Origin of the sequence: Pseudomonas meliae (assembly GCF_001400515.1) — a bacterium.
Taxonomy (GTDB): Bacteria; Pseudomonadota; Gammaproteobacteria; order Pseudomonadales; family Pseudomonadaceae; genus Aquipseudomonas; species Aquipseudomonas amygdali.
Genome location: NZ_LJQT01000030.1, coordinates 12,232 through 28,254, shown reverse-complemented (window position 1 = coordinate 28,254; position 16,023 = coordinate 12,232). Strand labels below are relative to the sequence as shown.

12 protein-coding genes and 1 pseudogene are annotated in these 16,023 nt (G+C 59.9%); 10 read left to right on the top strand and 3 right to left on the bottom strand.

Annotation, left to right across the window (positions count from 1 at the left end):
* Window positions 1-168 precede the first annotated feature (168 nt).
* The 3 genes from ALO64_RS01435 to rpmE form a co-directional block, all read right to left on the bottom strand.
* Window positions 169-1,437 carry a malic enzyme-like NAD(P)-binding protein gene (locus ALO64_RS01435; RefSeq protein ID WP_054991642.1) on the bottom strand — a complete coding sequence of 423 codons (1,269 nt, stop codon included), beginning with the start codon at window positions 1,435-1,437 and terminating at the stop codon, window positions 169-171.
* 182 nt (window positions 1,438-1,619) lie between these two features.
* On the bottom strand, window positions 1,620-2,423 hold the full coding sequence (locus ALO64_RS01430; protein ID WP_044343321.1) for a thermonuclease family protein: 804 nt from the start codon (window positions 2,421-2,423) through the stop codon (window positions 1,620-1,622).
* Between the two features lie 13 nt (window positions 2,424-2,436).
* Window positions 2,437-2,658, bottom strand: a complete 222-nt coding sequence (gene rpmE / locus ALO64_RS01425) for a 50S ribosomal protein L31 (RefSeq protein WP_002551648.1) — start codon at window positions 2,656-2,658, stop codon at window positions 2,437-2,439.
* A gap of 169 nt (window positions 2,659-2,827) precedes the next feature.
* On the opposite strand from rpmE, the gene ALO64_RS01420 reads away from it, so the two are divergent.
* The 10 genes and pseudogenes from ALO64_RS01420 to ALO64_RS01375 all read left to right on the top strand — a co-directional run bounded on the left by ALO64_RS01420 (window position 2,828) and on the right by ALO64_RS01375 (window position 15,799).
* Complete coding sequence (locus ALO64_RS01420; protein ID WP_044343322.1) at window positions 2,828-5,047, top strand: primosomal protein N'; 2,220 nt, start codon at window positions 2,828-2,830, stop codon at window positions 5,045-5,047.
* Between the two features lie 97 nt (window positions 5,048-5,144).
* Entirely contained in the window at window positions 5,145-6,881 is a 1,737-nt protein-coding gene (argS, locus tag ALO64_RS01415) for an arginine--tRNA ligase (RefSeq protein WP_044321120.1), read from the top strand.
* Between the two features lies 1 nt (window position 6,882).
* Window positions 6,883-7,578, top strand: a complete 696-nt coding sequence (locus tag ALO64_RS01410; RefSeq protein WP_002551645.1) for an SPOR domain-containing protein — start codon at window positions 6,883-6,885, stop codon at window positions 7,576-7,578.
* A 376-nt stretch (window positions 7,579-7,954) separates the two neighbouring features.
* Entirely contained in the window at window positions 7,955-8,485 is a 531-nt protein-coding gene (gene hslV / locus ALO64_RS01405; protein ID WP_002551644.1) for an ATP-dependent protease subunit HslV, read from the top strand.
* Window positions 8,486-8,551: 66 nt separating this feature from the next.
* Window positions 8,552-9,889, top strand: coding sequence for an ATP-dependent protease ATPase subunit HslU (gene hslU / locus ALO64_RS01400; RefSeq protein ID WP_002551643.1), 1,338 nt, complete (start codon window positions 8,552-8,554; stop codon window positions 9,887-9,889).
* 101 nt (window positions 9,890-9,990) lie between these two features.
* Window positions 9,991-10,362 (top strand): gamma-butyrobetaine hydroxylase-like domain-containing protein, encoded by a 372-nt coding sequence (locus ALO64_RS01395; RefSeq protein ID WP_044343323.1) that lies wholly within the window; start codon window positions 9,991-9,993, stop codon window positions 10,360-10,362.
* Between the two features lie 312 nt (window positions 10,363-10,674).
* Window positions 10,675-12,354, top strand: coding sequence for a class II poly(R)-hydroxyalkanoic acid synthase (gene phaC / locus ALO64_RS01390; RefSeq protein ID WP_044343324.1), 1,680 nt, complete (start codon window positions 10,675-10,677; stop codon window positions 12,352-12,354).
* A 63-nt stretch (window positions 12,355-12,417) separates the two neighbouring features.
* On the top strand, window positions 12,418-13,275 hold the full coding sequence (phaZ, locus tag ALO64_RS01385) for a poly(3-hydroxyalkanoate) depolymerase (RefSeq protein WP_004654231.1): 858 nt from the start codon (window positions 12,418-12,420) through the stop codon (window positions 13,273-13,275).
* A gap of 156 nt (window positions 13,276-13,431) precedes the next feature.
* Window positions 13,432-15,118 (top strand): annotated as a pseudogene (phaC, locus tag ALO64_RS01380) (class II poly(R)-hydroxyalkanoic acid synthase).
* 66 nt (window positions 15,119-15,184) lie between these two features.
* A complete protein-coding gene (locus tag ALO64_RS01375; RefSeq protein WP_002551639.1) occupies window positions 15,185-15,799 on the top strand; it encodes a TetR/AcrR family transcriptional regulator in 615 nt (204 codons plus the stop codon).
* Window positions 15,800-16,023 lie beyond the last annotated feature (224 nt).

Here is a 16,023-nt window from a genome sequence, read left to right as displayed (position 1 = left end):
GCCGTTCTGGACGCTCCGCGTCCTCTTTTGATTCAGCGGCGCTGCGCAGATTTGTGATGCAGAGCGTCACCCAGGGCATTCACACGCCGGCGCGTGAGGAACGATAATCTCAATTCCAGGCATAAAAAACCCCTGCATCGCTGCAGGGGTTTTTTATTGCATCAAGGATCAGCCCTTGAACACATCGTCCACGCTGGTCAGCGGGTAGTGCTTCGGATACGGCAGGGTGGCAACACCGCTCTCGATGGCTGCCTTGGCAACTGCATCGGCGATCAAGCCGAGCAGGCGGGTGTCCATTGGTTTCGGGATGATGTACTCACGACCGAATTCCAGTTTGATGCCGCCGTAGGCATCGCTGACTTCCTGAGGAACAGGCAGTTTGGCCAGTTCGCGCAGGGCGTTGGCTGCAGCGATCTTCATTTCTTCGTTGATACGCTTGGCGCGAACGTCCAGAGCACCGCGGAAGATGAACGGGAAGCCCAGAACGTTGTTGACCTGGTTCGGGTAATCCGAACGGCCGGTCGCCATGATCACATCGCTACGGGTGGCGTGAGCCAGCTCCGGGGAGATCTCCGGGTCCGGGTTCGAGCAGGCGAACACGATCGGGTCCTTGGCCATCAGCTTGAGGTTTTCAGCGCTCAACATATTAGGACCTGACAGGCCCACGAATACGTCAGCGCCATCCAGCGCATCGGTCAGCGAGCGTTTCTCGGTCGCGTGAGCGAACACAGCCTTGTACTGGTTCAGGTCGGTACGGCCAGAGTGAATGACGCCGGTACGGTCGACCATGAAGATGTTTTCGATCTTCGCGCCCATGCTCACCAGCAGCTTCATGCAGGAGATGGCTGCAGCGCCAGCGCCCAGGCAGACGATCTTCGCGGAATCGAGGGTTTTACCGACAATTTCCAGTGCGTTGATCATGCCGGCAGCAGTCACGATAGCGGTGCCGTGCTGGTCATCGTGGAAAACCGGGATGTCGCACTGTTCGATCAGTGCCTTCTCGATTTCAAAGCATTCAGGTGCCTTGATGTCTTCCAGATTGATGCCACCGAAGGTGATGGAGATACGCTTTACGGTGTCGATGAACGCCTGCAGGCTTTCGGAATCGACTTCGATATCGAAAACGTCGATACCGGCGAAACGCTTGAACAGAACCCCTTTACCTTCCATGACCGGCTTGGAGGCCAATGGGCCCAGATCGCCGAGGCCGAGAATAGCGGTGCCATCGGAAATAACTGCTACCAGGTTGCCTTTGCCGGTGTACTTGTAAGCCAGCTCGGGGTCACGGGCAATTTCACGCACGGGTTCAGCAACGCCAGGGCTGTAGGCCAGAGCCAGGTCACGAGCGGTTGCAGTCGGCTTGGTGAGTTCGACGCTCAGCTTCCCCGGACGAGGATTGGCATGGTATTCGAGCGCGGCAGTTTTCAAATCTGACATGTATTGGATTCCGCTTTTTTACTGTGGGACAGACGGACCGCCGAGGATACGCAAGATGCATAGTCCTAACAAGACTGACCAGTCACTGCTGTCAATAGGCACAGGATTAGACTTTACGCTTAGATGCCTGAAACGTGAACAACCGGCCACCCATCACCAGACAACTGGCCAAAAGGCAGTATCTATCGACCTGACGGGCTCAGCATCGCGGGGTGGGTCAGTGGCAGCAGCCAGCGTGCCTGCCCTGATTTCAGAGCACCGCGCCGGGACCGATCGACCACCCAGCCGCGCGCCTCGACCTGCCGGCCCTTGAGGCGCTCCAGCATTGCCGTGTCGAATGAGTTCATGTTAGCCGGGGCAACACGCAGGACCAGCGAGCCTTGCAACTCGATCCAGATACCGCCGCGATTGCGCTGCACGCTCTTGACCTGACCGGACACAATCGCAAAGCCGCTTTTGCTCAGCCTGGTCGAGGGCTGAACCGGCGAGTCGCGCCACACACCCAATTGCGCCTGCCGCGCCGCACGTTCGGCAACTTGCTGGCAATCGACCAGCGCAACGTTAGGCGCAACGGCCACCAGATACCCCAGCCCTTCGCTGAGCAACTGCGCCTCAAGGTTTGCCCCCTTGCGATCGTAAACGTTGGCCAGAGTAAGACCGTAATGGTCCTTGCCCTGCTGGCCGACACGCAAACCGACCTGACCGCCGCTTTCATCCACCAGTGCCTGCAAACGTCTTTTCGCAGCCTCGGCAAACGGCTCGGCAGACTGGCCTTTCTTGCCGGTCTCAGGCGTGTTGAGCCCGATCATCCGCACGCTGCGGCCATCACTCAGACGCAACGTGTCGCCATCGACCACGCGCTGCACCTGTGCAACCAGCAACGAAGCAGGTGCCGGGCAGAAGGCCTGCGCGCCGGACACCCAAATCGCGGGCATAAAAAAGACGCCCACAAGGAGCGCCTTTTCAAGCAGTCTGGAGATGCCCATGGGGCAGCCAGTCTTACTTCGCTTTGGTAGCGCCGAACGCACCGAAACGGGATTTGAACTTGTCGACACGGCCGCCAACGTCAAGCGTCTTCTGCTTGCCGGTGTAGAACGGGTGGCACTCGTTGCACACGTCCAGGCTCAGCGGAGCGGCCAGGGTGGAACGGGTCTTGATGACATTGCCGCAGCTGCAGGTAGCGTCAATGGCTTCGTAAACTGGATGGATATCAGCTTTCATCGGTACTTCCTCGGTCTAACGCGCCGCCATCCAACACTATTGTTGAATACCGCACGGAAATAGGCTGCGGATAGTACCAGACAATTGCAACGACGCAAGCGAACCTTCACACCGGTCGTCTGCTAAGATCGCGCCTCCGTCATCACTCATCATCACAGGGAAACACCGCGTGCCCGACGCCATCCTGCGCCTTGCCCTGCCCTCGCCGCTTCGCCGCCTGTTCGACTACCGCGCTCCTGCGGGCGTGTCGCGTAGCGCCTTGCAGCCTGGCATGCGTCTGCGGGTGCCATTCGGGCGACGGGAAATGATCGGCATTCTGGTGGAAGTGGTCGACCACAGCGAAGTGCCTGCCGACAAGCTCAAACCGGCCATCGCCCTGCTCGACAGCGAAGCGCCATTGCCGCCCGCGCTGTTCAAGCTGTGCCTGTGGACCTCGCAGTATTATCAGCACAGCCTGGGCGACACGCTGAGCTGGGCCTTGCCGGTGTTGCTGCGTCAGGGCGAGCTGGCCGAAAGTCGCCAGGAACGCTTCTGGCACGTTGCACCGGGCGCCAGCGTCGGCGACCCGCGCATCGCGCGAGCGCCCAGGCAACGCGAAGCGCTGACCACCCTCGCCCAGCACCCGCATGGCGTGGCGCATCAGTTGCTGAGCAAGCTGATGCTTAATAAAGACAGCCTCAACCTGCTGCTGGCCAAGGAGCTGGTGTATGTCGAGGTTCGCAGCCACGCACCCAGCGCACGCCATGAACACTGGCTGGCCCAGCCTGAATTGCCGCTCAACACCGAGCAACGCGCTGCCTACGAAGCCATCCGTGCCGGGTTCGACAGCTTTCATGCGTTTTTGCTGGCTGGCGTCACTGGCAGTGGCAAGACTGAAGTCTATCTGCAACTGATCCGCGAAACGCTTGAGGCCGGCAAACAGGCGCTGGTGCTGATTCCGGAAATCAACCTGGGGCCACAAACCCTGGCGCGTTTCGAACAGCGCTTCAATGCCCGCATCGCGCTGCTGCATTCGGCAGTCAACGACCGCGAACGACTGGATGCCTGGCTGGCGGCTCGCGATGGCGAAGCCGACATTATTATCGGCACGCGCTCGGCACTGTTCACGCCGATGAAGAACCCCGGCCTGATCATCATCGACGAAGAACACGACGGCTCCTATAAACAGCAGGAAGGTCTGCGCTATCACGCCCGTGATCTGGCCCTGGTGCGGGCGCGTCAGGAAAACATTCCGATTGTCCTGAGCTCGGCCACCCCGTCCCTGGAAAGCCTGCACAACGCCTACACCGGCCGCTACGGCCTGTTACGCCTGAACCAGCGTGCAGGCGGTGCGCAACAGCCGCGTTTCATGCGCCTGGACGTCAAAAGCAGGCCACTGGACAGCGGCATTTCCGGGCCGATGCAGCAGGCTATCGGCCAGACGCTTGCGGCAGGTCAGCAGGTGCTGGTCTTCCTCAACCGTCGCGGCTTCGCACCCACCTTGTTGTGCCACGACTGCGGCTGGATGTCTGGCTGCCAGCGCTGTGATGCGCGCATGACCGTGCACCAGCGCTCGGGCGAGCTACGCTGCCATCACTGCGGGTATGTCGAACGTGTACCGCGCCAGTGTCCGTCCTGCGGCAAGGTGGATTTGCGCCCGGTAGGCGCGGGCACCGAACGTGCCGAAGAGCGCCTGGCGATCCTGTTTCCGGACTTTCCCGTGCTGCGCGTGGATCGCGACAGCACCTCGCGCAAGGACGCCATGAATCAGTTATTCGCGACCATCCAGCGCGGCCAGCCCTGCATTCTGGTGGGTACGCAAATGCTCGCCAAAGGGCATCACTTCCCACGGGTAACGCTGGTGTCGATTCTGGATGCCGACGGCGGGCTGTTTTCCGGTGACTTCCGGGCCAGCGAGCGCATGGCGCAGTTGATCGTGCAGGTTGCAGGTCGTGCCGGCCGCGCGGAAGAGCCGGGCAAGGTGATCATCCAGACCCACCTGGCCGACCATCCACTGCTGATCCAGCTGACCGAGCAGGGTTATTTCGCCTTTGCCGAACAGGCCTTGAGCGAGCGCCGTTCGGCGGGTCTGCCACCGTTTTCACACCTCGCACTGCTGCGCGCCGAAGCGCACAAGCCGGGACAGGCCGAGGCCTTTCTCGATCAAGCCTGCAGTGACGCCGAGCAACTGGTTGCGCAAATGGGCCTAGGCGGCATCGAGCTGCTGGGCCCGGTTCCGGCACCGATGGAACGCCGCGCCGGGCGTTATCGTGCGCAACTGCTGGTGCAGTCCAGCGCACGCGCGCCACTGCACAAATTGCTTGCCACCTGGTTGCTCGCGCTGGAGCAAATGCCCAGCGGACGACAGGTCAGATGGTCGCTGGATGTGGACCCGGTGGATCTTTATTAAGCCACGCCGTTGGCAAGCAGGCTTGAGCAACGGATAATGCAGAGTTTTTCCACCCGCGCATCGAAGCGCCACCGCGCTTGCGGTCGAAGAGAGCACAATGAAAGACACCATTCGCCAGCTGATTCAACAAGCCCTGACCCGTCTCGTCACCGAGGGCGTCTTGCCAGAAGGGCTGACGCCGGCGATTCAGGTGGAAAACGCCCGCGACAAGACGCACGGCGACTTCGCCAGCAATATCGCGATGATGCTCGCCAAGCCTGCCGGGATGAAGCCGCGGGACCTGGCTGAAAAGCTGATCGCCGCCCTGCCTGCCGACGAGCAGGTCAGCAAGGTCGAAATTGCCGGCCCGGGCTTTCTGAACTTCTTCCAGAACACTGCGGCGCTGGCCGCACGCCTCGACGCTGCACTGGCCGACGCGCACCTGTCAGTCCGCAAGGCGGGCGCTGTACAGCGCGTGGTCGTCGATCTGTCGGCACCGAATCTGGCCAAGGAAATGCACGTTGGCCATTTGCGCTCGACCATTATTGGCGACGGCGTGGCGAACGTTCTGACGTTTTTAGGCGACACAGTCATTCGCCAGAACCATGTGGGCGACTGGGGCACCCAGTTCGGCATGCTGCTGGCCTATCTACAGGAAAAACCGGCGACCAGCGACGAGCTGTCCGACCTGGAAAACTTCTACCGCGCCGCCAAGCAGCGCTTTGACGAATCCGAAGAGTTCGCCGAGCGGGCGCGAGGCCTGGTGGTCAAGTTGCAGGCAGGCGATGCCGAGTGTCTGGCCCTGTGGACACGCTTCAAGGACATCTCGCTGTCGCACTGCCAGGAAACCTACGAGCGCCTCAACGTCAAGCTGACCCCGGCAGATGTGATGGGCGAAAGTGCCTACAACGATGACCTGGCCAACGTGGTCAACGATCTGAAAGCCACTGGCCTGCTGGTCGAGAGCAACGGCGCGCAATGTGTGTTCCTCGAAGAATTCCGTACCGCCGATGACACGCCTCTGCCGGTGATCGTGCAGAAGGCCGGTGGCGGCTACCTGTACGCCACCACCGATCTGGCCGCCATCCGCTACCGCAGTAAGGTGCTCAAGGCCGACCGCGTGCTGTATTTCGTCGACCAGCGTCAGGCCCTGCACTTCCAGCAGGTGTTCGAAGTCGCTCGCCGCGCCGGTTTCGTCCACGACGGCATGCAGCTGGAACACATGGGTTTCGGTACCATGAACGGCGCCGATGGCCGCCCGTTCAAGACCCGCGACGGCGGCACGGTCAAACTCATCGACCTGCTCGATGAAGCCGAAGAACGTGCCTACACGCTGGTGAAGGAAAAGAACCCGGAAGTCGCCGAGGCCGAGCTGCGCAGCATTGCCAAAGCCGTGGGCATCAGCGCGGTGAAATACGCTGACCTGTCCAAGCACCGCGCCAGTGATTACAGCTTCAACTTCGATCAGATGCTGAGCTTCGAAGGCAATACCGCGCCTTATCTGCTCTACGCCTACACCCGTGTGGCCGGTGTATTCCGCAAGCTGGGCACGCCGTTCGACGCCAGCAAGGGGCAGATTGTCCTGGCAGCGCCGCAAGAGCAGGAACTGGCTGCACGTCTGGCGCAGTTCACTGAAACACTGAATAACGTCGCAGAAAAAGGCACACCGCACGTACTTTGTGCTTACCTGTATGACCTTGCGGGTCTGTTTTCGAGCTTTTACGAAAACTGCCCGATCCTTGGTGCGGAAAATCCCGATCAGCAACAGAGCCGTCTGCGTCTGGCTGCCCTGACCGGCCGCACCCTCAAGCAAGGCCTGGACCTGTTGGGTCTGGAAACTCTGGAGCGTATGTAAGTTGGCAGTTGCGAAGAAGAAACCGGCACCCAAGCGGGGCGCCAGCCGTTATCAGGCACCCGCGAAGAAGCCGATTCCAGGATGGTTGTGGCTGGCGATTGGCTTGACCGTGGGCGCGTTCGTGGTCTTTCTGATGAAGCTTGAACCGGGCGGCGAAGACGTCAAGCGGGTCAAGGCGGACGCCAAGGCCGCGAAGATCGCCGAGGCGAATAAAACACCACCGAGCCCGACGGCTCCGGTCAAGCCGAAGTACGACTTCTACACATTGCTGCCGGAATCGGAAGTGATCGTGCCGAACGAAGCCGTGCCGGAGAAGACCCCGCCGCCTGTGGCACCGACAGCACCGGTCTCGCCGGAGCAGGCAGCCAAGATCGACACGGCACGTGCCCAGGCAGCCCTCAGCGGCCTGACGCCTCCGCCAGCGCCACCGGTTGCCACGACCAAGCCGGCAGCAGTCACGACGTTCTTCCTGCAGGCGGGCTCGTTCCGCAAACAGGCTGACGCCGAGAAGGTTCGCGCGCAGATCATCCTGCTGGGCCAGACGTCTACCGTCGAGTCAGGCACTGTGAAAGATGAAACCTGGTACCGCGTACTGGTTGGCCCGTTCAGCAACCGCGAACAACTGACCACCGCCCAGAAACAGCTGGCAAGCGGTGGATTTAGTAACCTGTTGTTGCAACAGCGTCAAAGCCGTTAGTCAAAGCACCTCTGTTTCCGTGCTCATCGCGATGTTTCGATGAGTACGAAGAACGGAGCTTCTGCCCGGTCGTCGTAGAAGCGGACTTGTCCGCGATCTGCCGGGAACCGGCAGCAAAACCAGCCGCATCGGTTTATCAGGCGCAGCCGAGGCAGCCCATTCTGGGGCCGCTTCGCAGCCCGTCGCGGACAAGTCCGCTCCCACAAAAGCAGGGAGATCGCGGACAAACGAAGCATCGTCCGGTCCGCTTAAGGGGTTGGGACAAGAATCATACGATCATTTCCCCCCGATTTACCCCCAAGGTTGAAATACTCACCCACACCCCCATATGAGTTTGCATCAGGGCATTTTCGCCCCGCAGTGTGGAGACTCTACCTTGACCACCATCGTTTCAGTGCGCCGCCACGGTAAAGTCGTCATGGCTGGCGACGGCCAGGTTTCTCTGGGCAACACCGTCATGAAAGGCAACGCCAAGAAGGTGCGCCGTCTTTATCACGGTGAAGTAATCGCCGGGTTCGCTGGCGCAACCGCCGATGCATTCACGCTGTTCGAACGCTTTGAAGCCCAGCTGGAAAAACACCAGGGCCATCTGGTTCGTGCAGCTGTCGAGCTGGCCAAGGACTGGCGTACCGATCGCTCGCTGAGCCGTCTTGAAGCAATGCTGGCCGTCGCCAACAAGGACGCCTCGCTGATCATCACCGGCAACGGCGATGTGGTCGAGCCCGAGGACGGCCTGATCGCCATGGGCTCCGGCGGCGCATTTGCTCAGGCCGCCGCACGCGCCCTGCTGCTCAAGACCGACCTGTCGGCACGCGAAATCGCCGAGACCTCGTTGCATATCGCTGGCGACATTTGCGTGTTCACCAACCACAACATCACCATTGAGGAGCAGGACCTCGTCGGCTAAGCCCTTGCCGGGCCGCACAGTCTGCGGCCCCTTCGGCTTGACCGTACCAGAGGACCGTGAATTACCATGTCCATGACTCCCCGCGAAATCGTCCACGAACTTAACCGCCATATCATCGGCCAGGACGATGCCAAGCGCGCCGTCGCCATTGCCCTGCGCAATCGCTGGCGCCGCATGCAGCTGCCTGAAGAGCTGCGCGTTGAAGTGACACCCAAGAACATTCTGATGATCGGCCCTACCGGTGTCGGCAAGACCGAAATCGCCCGTCGCCTGGCCAAGCTTGCCAATGCGCCGTTCATCAAGGTTGAAGCGACCAAGTTCACCGAAGTGGGCTACGTAGGCCGCGATGTAGAGTCGATCATCCGCGATCTGGCCGATGCGGCGATCAAGCTTCTGCGTGAACAGGAGATCATCAAGGTCCGTCATCGCGCCGAAGATGCTGCCGAAGACCGTATTCTCGATGCCCTGCTGCCGCCTGCCCGTGTCGGTTTCAACGAAGACCCGGCGCAGAGCAACGATTCCAATACTCGTCAGCTGTTCCGCAAGCGTTTGCGCGAAGGCCAGCTGGACGACAAGGAAATCGAGATCGAGATCAACGAAGCCGTAGGTGTGGATATCTCCGCGCCACCCGGCATGGAAGAAATGACCAATCAGCTGCAGAGCCTGTTTGCCAACATGGGCAAAGGCAAGACCAAGAGCCGCAAACTCAAGGTCAAGGACGCGCTCAAGCTGGTACGCGAAGAAGAAGCGGGCCGTCTGGTCAATGACGAAGAGCTGAAGGCCAAGGCGCTGGAAGCAGTCGAGCAACACGGCATCGTGTTCATCGACGAGATCGACAAGGTTGCCAAGCGCGGTAATTCGGGCGGTGTCGATGTGTCCCGCGAAGGCGTACAGCGCGACCTGCTGCCGCTGATCGAAGGCTGCACCGTGAATACCAAACTGGGCATGGTCAAGACTGACCACATCCTGTTCATTGCATCTGGCGCGTTCCATTTGAGCAAGCCAAGTGATCTGGTCCCCGAGCTGCAAGGTCGTCTGCCGATCCGCGTTGAACTCAAGGCGCTGTCGCCGCAGGACTTCGAACGCATTCTCAGCGAGCCACATGCGTCGTTGACCGAACAGTATCGCGAGCTGCTCAAGACCGAAGGCCTGAAGATCGAGTTCAAGCCTGAAGGCATCAAGCGTCTTGCCGAGATTGCCTGGCAGGTCAACGAGAAAACCGAGAACATCGGTGCCCGTCGCCTGCACACGCTGCTTGAGCGTCTGCTTGAGGAAGTCTCGTTCAGCGCTGGCGATCTGGCTATCAGCCCTGACGCAGCACCGATTGAAATCGATGCAGAATACGTCAACAGCCACTTGGGCGATCTGGCCGAAAACGAAGACCTCTCGCGGTATATCCTTTAAAGCTGCAAGCGGTTAGCTACAAGCTGCAAGAGGGTTCTCCTCTTGCAGCTTTTTTGCTTCTGCCTGTAGCTTGTAGCTGCTCTTCCTTGAGGCTGCTTTCAATGCTCCCCACCGCCATCCAGCTGCACAAAGCTTCCAAAACCCTGACGCTGAGGTACGCGCCGGATGAGGAATATCATCTGCACGCCGAATTTCTGCGGGTGCATTCCCCTTCTGCCGAGGTTCAGGGCCATGGCAGGCCGATCCTGCAATTCGGCAAACTGGGCGTCGGTCTGAGCAAGGTCGAGCCGGCTGGGCAATATGCACTGAAATTGACCTTTGATGATGGCCACGACTCAGGACTGTTCACCTGGGAGTACCTGTACGAACTGGCAAGACGCCAGGAGTCCCTGTGGGAGGACTATCTGCAAGAGCTGAAAAAAGCCGGCAAATCCCGCGATCCCTCCGAGCAAGTCATCAAGCTGATGCTCTGACTCCTCGCGCCCGCGCGATCCTCACAGAAATTCAAACCCGTGCAGCCTCACCGCTCGCCGTTTTAGGACGCGCTTTCTAATCGTTTTTGTTTCAATGTTCCGCGCAGCGGCCAATGAGTGGCTGACGCTGCTTGCGATTTTTTGAAATCTCGCGTAACCAATAACCTTGGCAAGTTCCCTGCATCGAAGTCGATGCGAGAAACAGCCTGCAAGGCATGAGTTACACGAGCAGTAGTGCTGGCTAACCGCCTGTGTCACTGGTTCACGGGCAAGGAATGTCAGTGTTCGCATCAAGACAATGGAGCGTCGTAGATGAGTAACGCGAAAGACGATGACCTGCAGCGCCAGGCTTCCGAGCACACCCTGGGCCTCAACCCGGTCGTTGGCCTGCGGCGCAAGGATTTACTGAGCACTGCACGGATGGTTTTGCGTCAGGCTTTCAAACAGCCGATCCACAGCATCAAGCACGTCGCACACCTGAGCGTCGAACTCGGCAACGTGATCTTCGGCAAATCTGCCTTGCAGCCAACACCGGATGACCGCCGCTTCGCTGATCCGGCCTGGAGCCAGAACCCGCTGTATCGCCGTTACCTGCAGACTTACCTCGCCTGGCGCAAGGAACTGCATGACTGGATCGGTGGCAGCGATCTCACCCCGCAAGACATCAGTCGCGCGCACTTTGTGATCAACCTCATGACCGAGGCCATGTCACCGACCAACTCTGCCGCTAACCCGGCCGCCGTGAAACGGTTCTTTGAAACCGGCGGTAAAAGCCTGCTCGATGGTCTGTCGCACTTGGCCAAGGACCTGGTGAACAACGGCGGAATGCCGAGCCAGGTCAACATGGACGCGTTTGAGGTTGGCAAAAACCTGGGCACCACTGAGGGGGTCGTGGTGTTTCGCAATGACGTACTGGAACTGCTCCAGTACAAACCGATTACCGAGCAGGTTCACGAGCGACCGCTGTTGGTGATCCCACCGCAGATCAACAAATTCTATGTCTTCGACCTGAGCCCGGAAAAAAGCCTGGCGCGCTTCTGCCTGCGCAGTAACGTGCAGACCTTCATCATCAGTTGGCGCAACCCGACCAAGGCGCAACGCGAATGGGGGCTGTCGACCTATATCGAGGCGCTCAAGGAAGCGGTCGATGTGGTGCTGGCGATCACCGGCAGCAAAGACCTCAACATGCTGGGTGCCTGCTCCGGCGGCATTACCTGCACGGCGCTGCTGGGCCACTACGCAGCCTTGGGCGAAAAGAAAGTCAACGCCATGACCCTGCTGGTCAGCGTGCTCGATACAACGCTGGATACCGAGGTCGCGCTGTTCGTCGACGAGCAGACTTTGGAAACCGCCAAGCGCCACTCCTATCAGGCGGGCGTGCTGGAAGGTCGTGACATGGCCAAGGTTTTTGCCTGGATGCGCCCTAACGACCTGATCTGGAATTACTGGGTCAACAATTACCTGCTGGGCAACGAGCCGCCCGTCTTCGACATTCTGTTCTGGAACAACGACACCACACGCCTGCCCGCCGCCTTTCACGGCGACCTGATCGAAATATTCAAAAACAACCCGCTGACCCGCGCCAACGCGCTGGAAGTCTGCGGCACGCCGATCGACCTCAAGCAGGTAACGGCCGACGTGTTCTGCCTGGCTGGCACCAATGACCACATCACGCCGTGGGCCTCATGCTACAAATCAGCACGGCTGTTTGGTGGCAAGACCGAGTTTGTACTGTCCAGCAGCGGCCATATCCAGAGCATCCTCAACCCGCCGGGCAACCCCAAGTCGCGTTACATGACTCACGACGAGTTGCCAGCAGACCCGGCGGCCTGGCAGGAAAACGCGACCAAGCACACCGATTCCTGGTGGCTACACTGGCAAGAGTGGCTGGCCACGCGCTCGGGCAAGTTGAAAAAGGCGCCTGCCGGGCTCGGCAACAAAGCCTATCCGGCAGCCGAGGCAGCGCCTGGAACCTATGTTCACGAGCGTTAGACCCGTCAGTCTTGAAAAAAACCGGGGTGCGTTCCCGGCGGTTAAATCAACAGGGCTTAGCGCATGCCGCAACCGTTTGTTTTTCGCTCCATCGACCTGAACGGACACACAATTCGTACGGCCGTGCGCCCAGGCAAGAGCCACCTGACACCACTGCTGATATTCAACGGCATCGGGGCCAACCTGGAGCTGGTGTTCCCGTTTGTCGAAGCACTGGATCCGGACCTGGAAGTCATCGCGTTCGATGTGCCGGGGGTCGGTGGTTCGTCGACACCCAATCGGCCTTATCGCTTTCCGGGGCTGGCCAAGCTCGCAGCGCGCATGCTCGATTACCTCAACTACGGGCAGGTCAATGCGATCGGTGTTTCGTGGGGCGGGGCGCTGGCCCAGCAGTTCGCTCATGACTACCCGGAGCGCTGCAAGAAACTGGTGCTGGCCGCCACGTCGGCAGGCATGGCGATGGTGCCGGGCAAGCCTCGGGTGCTGTGGTTGATGGCCAGCCCGCGTCGCTACATTCAGCCGTCGCATGTGATCCGTATCGCGCCGGAGATCTATGGCGGGGCGTTTCGACGTGACCCCAATCTGGCGGCCAATCATGCTGCCAAGGTGCGCTCGTCCGGCAAGCTGGGCTATTACTGGCAATTGTTCGCGGGCATGGGCTGGACCAGCATTCACTGGCTGCACAAGGTTCACCAGCCGACCCTGGTTCTGGCCGGTGATGACGACCCGCTGATTCCGCTGGTGAATATGCGCCTGTTGGCCTGGCGAATACCCAATGCCCAGCTACACATCATCGATGACGGGCATTTGTTCCTGATCACGCGTGCCGAAGCCGTGGCACCGATCATCATGGGTTTTCTGCAACAGGAACGGCAGCGCGCAGTCATGCACCCGCAGCCAACGCCGCCCAGAACGCGCTGATAGCGCCAGCACGCCCGTTAATGTGAACAGCCCGAGAGAAACAGCGTCACCCACTGCGCAACACACTGGAGTTTCGACCGCGCAGAACGACGCCAGCCCCTTCGCAAGCGGACTGGCGTCAACTCATGAGTTGCCTGACGAAGGAGTGTTGCCCTCATGCAAGAAAAATCGGCAAAGGTTGCCAGCGCTGCACCCACAAATCTCATCAACGCGCAGAGCGCCATCACCGGCCTGCGCGGGCGAGACCTGTTTTCTACCTTGCGTAACGTCGCATCCCAGGGTTTACGGCACCCGGTTCGCAGCGCTCGCCACGCGCTGGCGCTGGGCAAGCAGTTGGGACGAGTGGTGGTGCTGGGCGAAACACCCTATCCGCACAACCCCAAAGACCCCCGCTTCGCCGACCCGACCTGGAGCCTCAACCCGCTTTATCGCCGGGGCCTGCAGGTGTATCTCAGTTGCCAGCATCAGGTCAGACAGTGGATCGATGACAGCGATATGTCCACAGAAGACCGGGCGCGCGCGCACTTTCTGTTCACACTGATCAACGATGCGCTGGCCCCTTCCAATTACGCTGCTCAACCCGCAGGCCGTCAAAGAGCTGTTCAACTCGGGTGGTACCAGCCTGATCAAGGGCCTGAGCCACATGGCCGATGATCTGTTGCACAACAGCGGGCTACCCAGCCAGACCACCAAAGACGCTTTTGAGGTAGGCCGAACCGTAGCGACCACGCCCGGTGCGGTGGTGTTTCGCAACGAAATGTTCGAGCTGATCCAGTATCGACCGATGAGCGAAAAGCAGTTCAGCCGACCGGTCCTGATCGTGCCGCCGCAGATCAACAAGTTCTACATCTTCGACCTCAGCCCAACCAACAGCTTTGTGCAATATGCCCTCAAGAACGGCCTGCAGACCTTTGTCATCAGCTGGCGCAACCCGGATATCCGCCATCGGGAGTGGGGGCTGTCCAGTTATGTCGAAGCGACCGAGCAGGCGATGAATATCTGCCGGGCGATTAGCGCAGCACGCGAGGTCAATCTGGTGGGCGCCTGCGCGGGCGGTCTGACCGTTGCCGCGTTGCTGGGTCACTTGCAGGCCAAGCGACAGACACGCCGCGTGGCCAGCGCAACCTATATGGTCAGCCTGCTGGACAGCCAGATCGAAAGCCCCGCCACGCTGTTTATCGACGAGCAAACGCTTGAAGCTGCAAAGCGCCGCTCCTATCAGCGCGGCGTGCTGGAGGGCAGCGAGATGAATCGGGTGTTTTCCTGGATGCGCCCCAATGACCTGATCTGGACTTACTGGATCAACAATTACCTGCTGGGCAAATCGCCACCGCCGTTCGACATTCTTTACTGGAACAACGACACCACACGCCTACCCGCTGCGTTGCACGGCGATCTGCTGGACTTCTTCAAGCACAACCCGCTCAGCCATCCGGGTGGTCTGGAGGTCTGCGGGCCCCCCATCGACCTGCAGAAAGTCACGGTGGACAGTTTCAGCATCGCTGGCATCAACGACCACATCACGCCATGGGACGCGGTGTACCGCTCTACGCTGCTATTGGGCGGCGAGCGGCGCTTCGTGCTGTCCAACAGCGGCCATGTGCAGAGCATTCTCAACCCGCCGGGCAACCCGAAAGCCAACTATGTCGAGAACAGCAAGCTGAGCAGCGACCCGCGCGCCTGGTACTACGACGCGCAGCATCATGATGGCAGCTGGTGGCCGAACTGGTTGAAGTGGATTCAGGAGCATTCCGGGGCCGAGCACGACACCAGGACGGAGATGGGCAACGCCACTTACCCGCCAATGGAGGCTGCGCCCGGGACTTATGTGCATGTGCGCTGAAACGCTGGATTGCGCCCTGCCCGATCAGGCAAAGCCGGCCCTTTGACTCTTGAACAAGAAGACTGGATGAAAACCCGCGACCGTATCCTTGAATGTGCCTTGACGTTGTTCAACCAGCAGGGCGAGCCGAACGTTTCTACGCTGGAAATTGCCAATGAAATGGGTATCAGCCCCGGCAATCTGTATTACCACTTTCATGGCAAGGAGCCGTTGATTCTGAGTCTTTTCGAGCGGTTCCAGGCAGAGCTGGCACCCCTGCTCGATCCGCCTTCGGATGCCAGGCTTGAGGCCGAAGACTACTGGATGTTTCTGCACCTGATTGTCGAGCGGTTATCGCACTATCGTTTCCTGTTTCAAGACCTGTCCAACCTCGCCGGAAGGTTGCCAAAGCTGGCCCGCGGCATTCGCAACCTGCTCAACTCGATCAAGAAAACTCTCGCGTCACTGCTGGCCCGTTTGAAATCGCGGGGGCAACTGGTCAGCGAAACCCAAGCGTTGGGGCAACTTGTGGAACAGATCACCATGAACCTGCTGTTTTCGCTGGATTACCAACGCATTCTGGGCCGCGAGGGTGATGTGCGGGTGGTGGTCTACCAGATCATGATGCTCGTGACCCCACACCTGCTGCCCACCTCGAGGCAGGCTGCCGAACAGTTGGCGATGGAGTATCTGGGTAGGTAAACCTGGGCACGATAAGAAAACGCATCGGCTGGCTGAACGCAACCCCTTGTGGGAGCGAGCTTGTTCGCGAAGTCGGTGGTTCAGGCGATACATATTCGCGGAATGTGCAGGCCCCTTCGCGAACAAGTTCGCTCCCACGGCCTCCGGCCAGAAGCATTGGCACAGGCGGTGTTCGGGATATCAAAAAAGCCCGGACTGCTTGGCAGGCCGGGCTTCGATGTTGC

What these genes read in the sequence shown, in the direction of transcription:
- ALO64_RS01435 (WP_054991642.1), bottom strand. Translation starts at nt 1,437, where the DNA reads ATGTCAGATTTGAAAACTGCCGCGCTCGAATACCATGCCAATCCTCGT.
- ALO64_RS01430 (WP_044343321.1), bottom strand. Translation starts at nt 2,423, where the DNA reads ATGGGCATCTCCAGACTGCTTGAAAAGGCGCTCCTTGTGGGCGTCTTT.
- rpmE (WP_002551648.1), bottom strand. Translation starts at nt 2,658, where the DNA reads ATGAAAGCTGATATCCATCCAGTTTACGAAGCCATTGACGCTACCTGC.
- argS (WP_044321120.1), top strand. Translation starts at nt 5,145, where the DNA reads ATGAAAGACACCATTCGCCAGCTGATTCAACAAGCCCTGACCCGTCTC.
- hslU (WP_002551643.1), top strand. Translation starts at nt 8,552, where the DNA reads ATGTCCATGACTCCCCGCGAAATCGTCCACGAACTTAACCGCCATATC.
- ALO64_RS01395 (WP_044343323.1), top strand. Translation starts at nt 9,991, where the DNA reads ATGCTCCCCACCGCCATCCAGCTGCACAAAGCTTCCAAAACCCTGACG.
- phaC (WP_044343324.1), top strand. Translation starts at nt 10,675, where the DNA reads ATGAGTAACGCGAAAGACGATGACCTGCAGCGCCAGGCTTCCGAGCAC.
- phaZ (WP_004654231.1), top strand. Translation starts at nt 12,418, where the DNA reads ATGCCGCAACCGTTTGTTTTTCGCTCCATCGACCTGAACGGACACACA.
- ALO64_RS01375 (WP_002551639.1), top strand. Translation starts at nt 15,185, where the DNA reads ATGAAAACCCGCGACCGTATCCTTGAATGTGCCTTGACGTTGTTCAAC.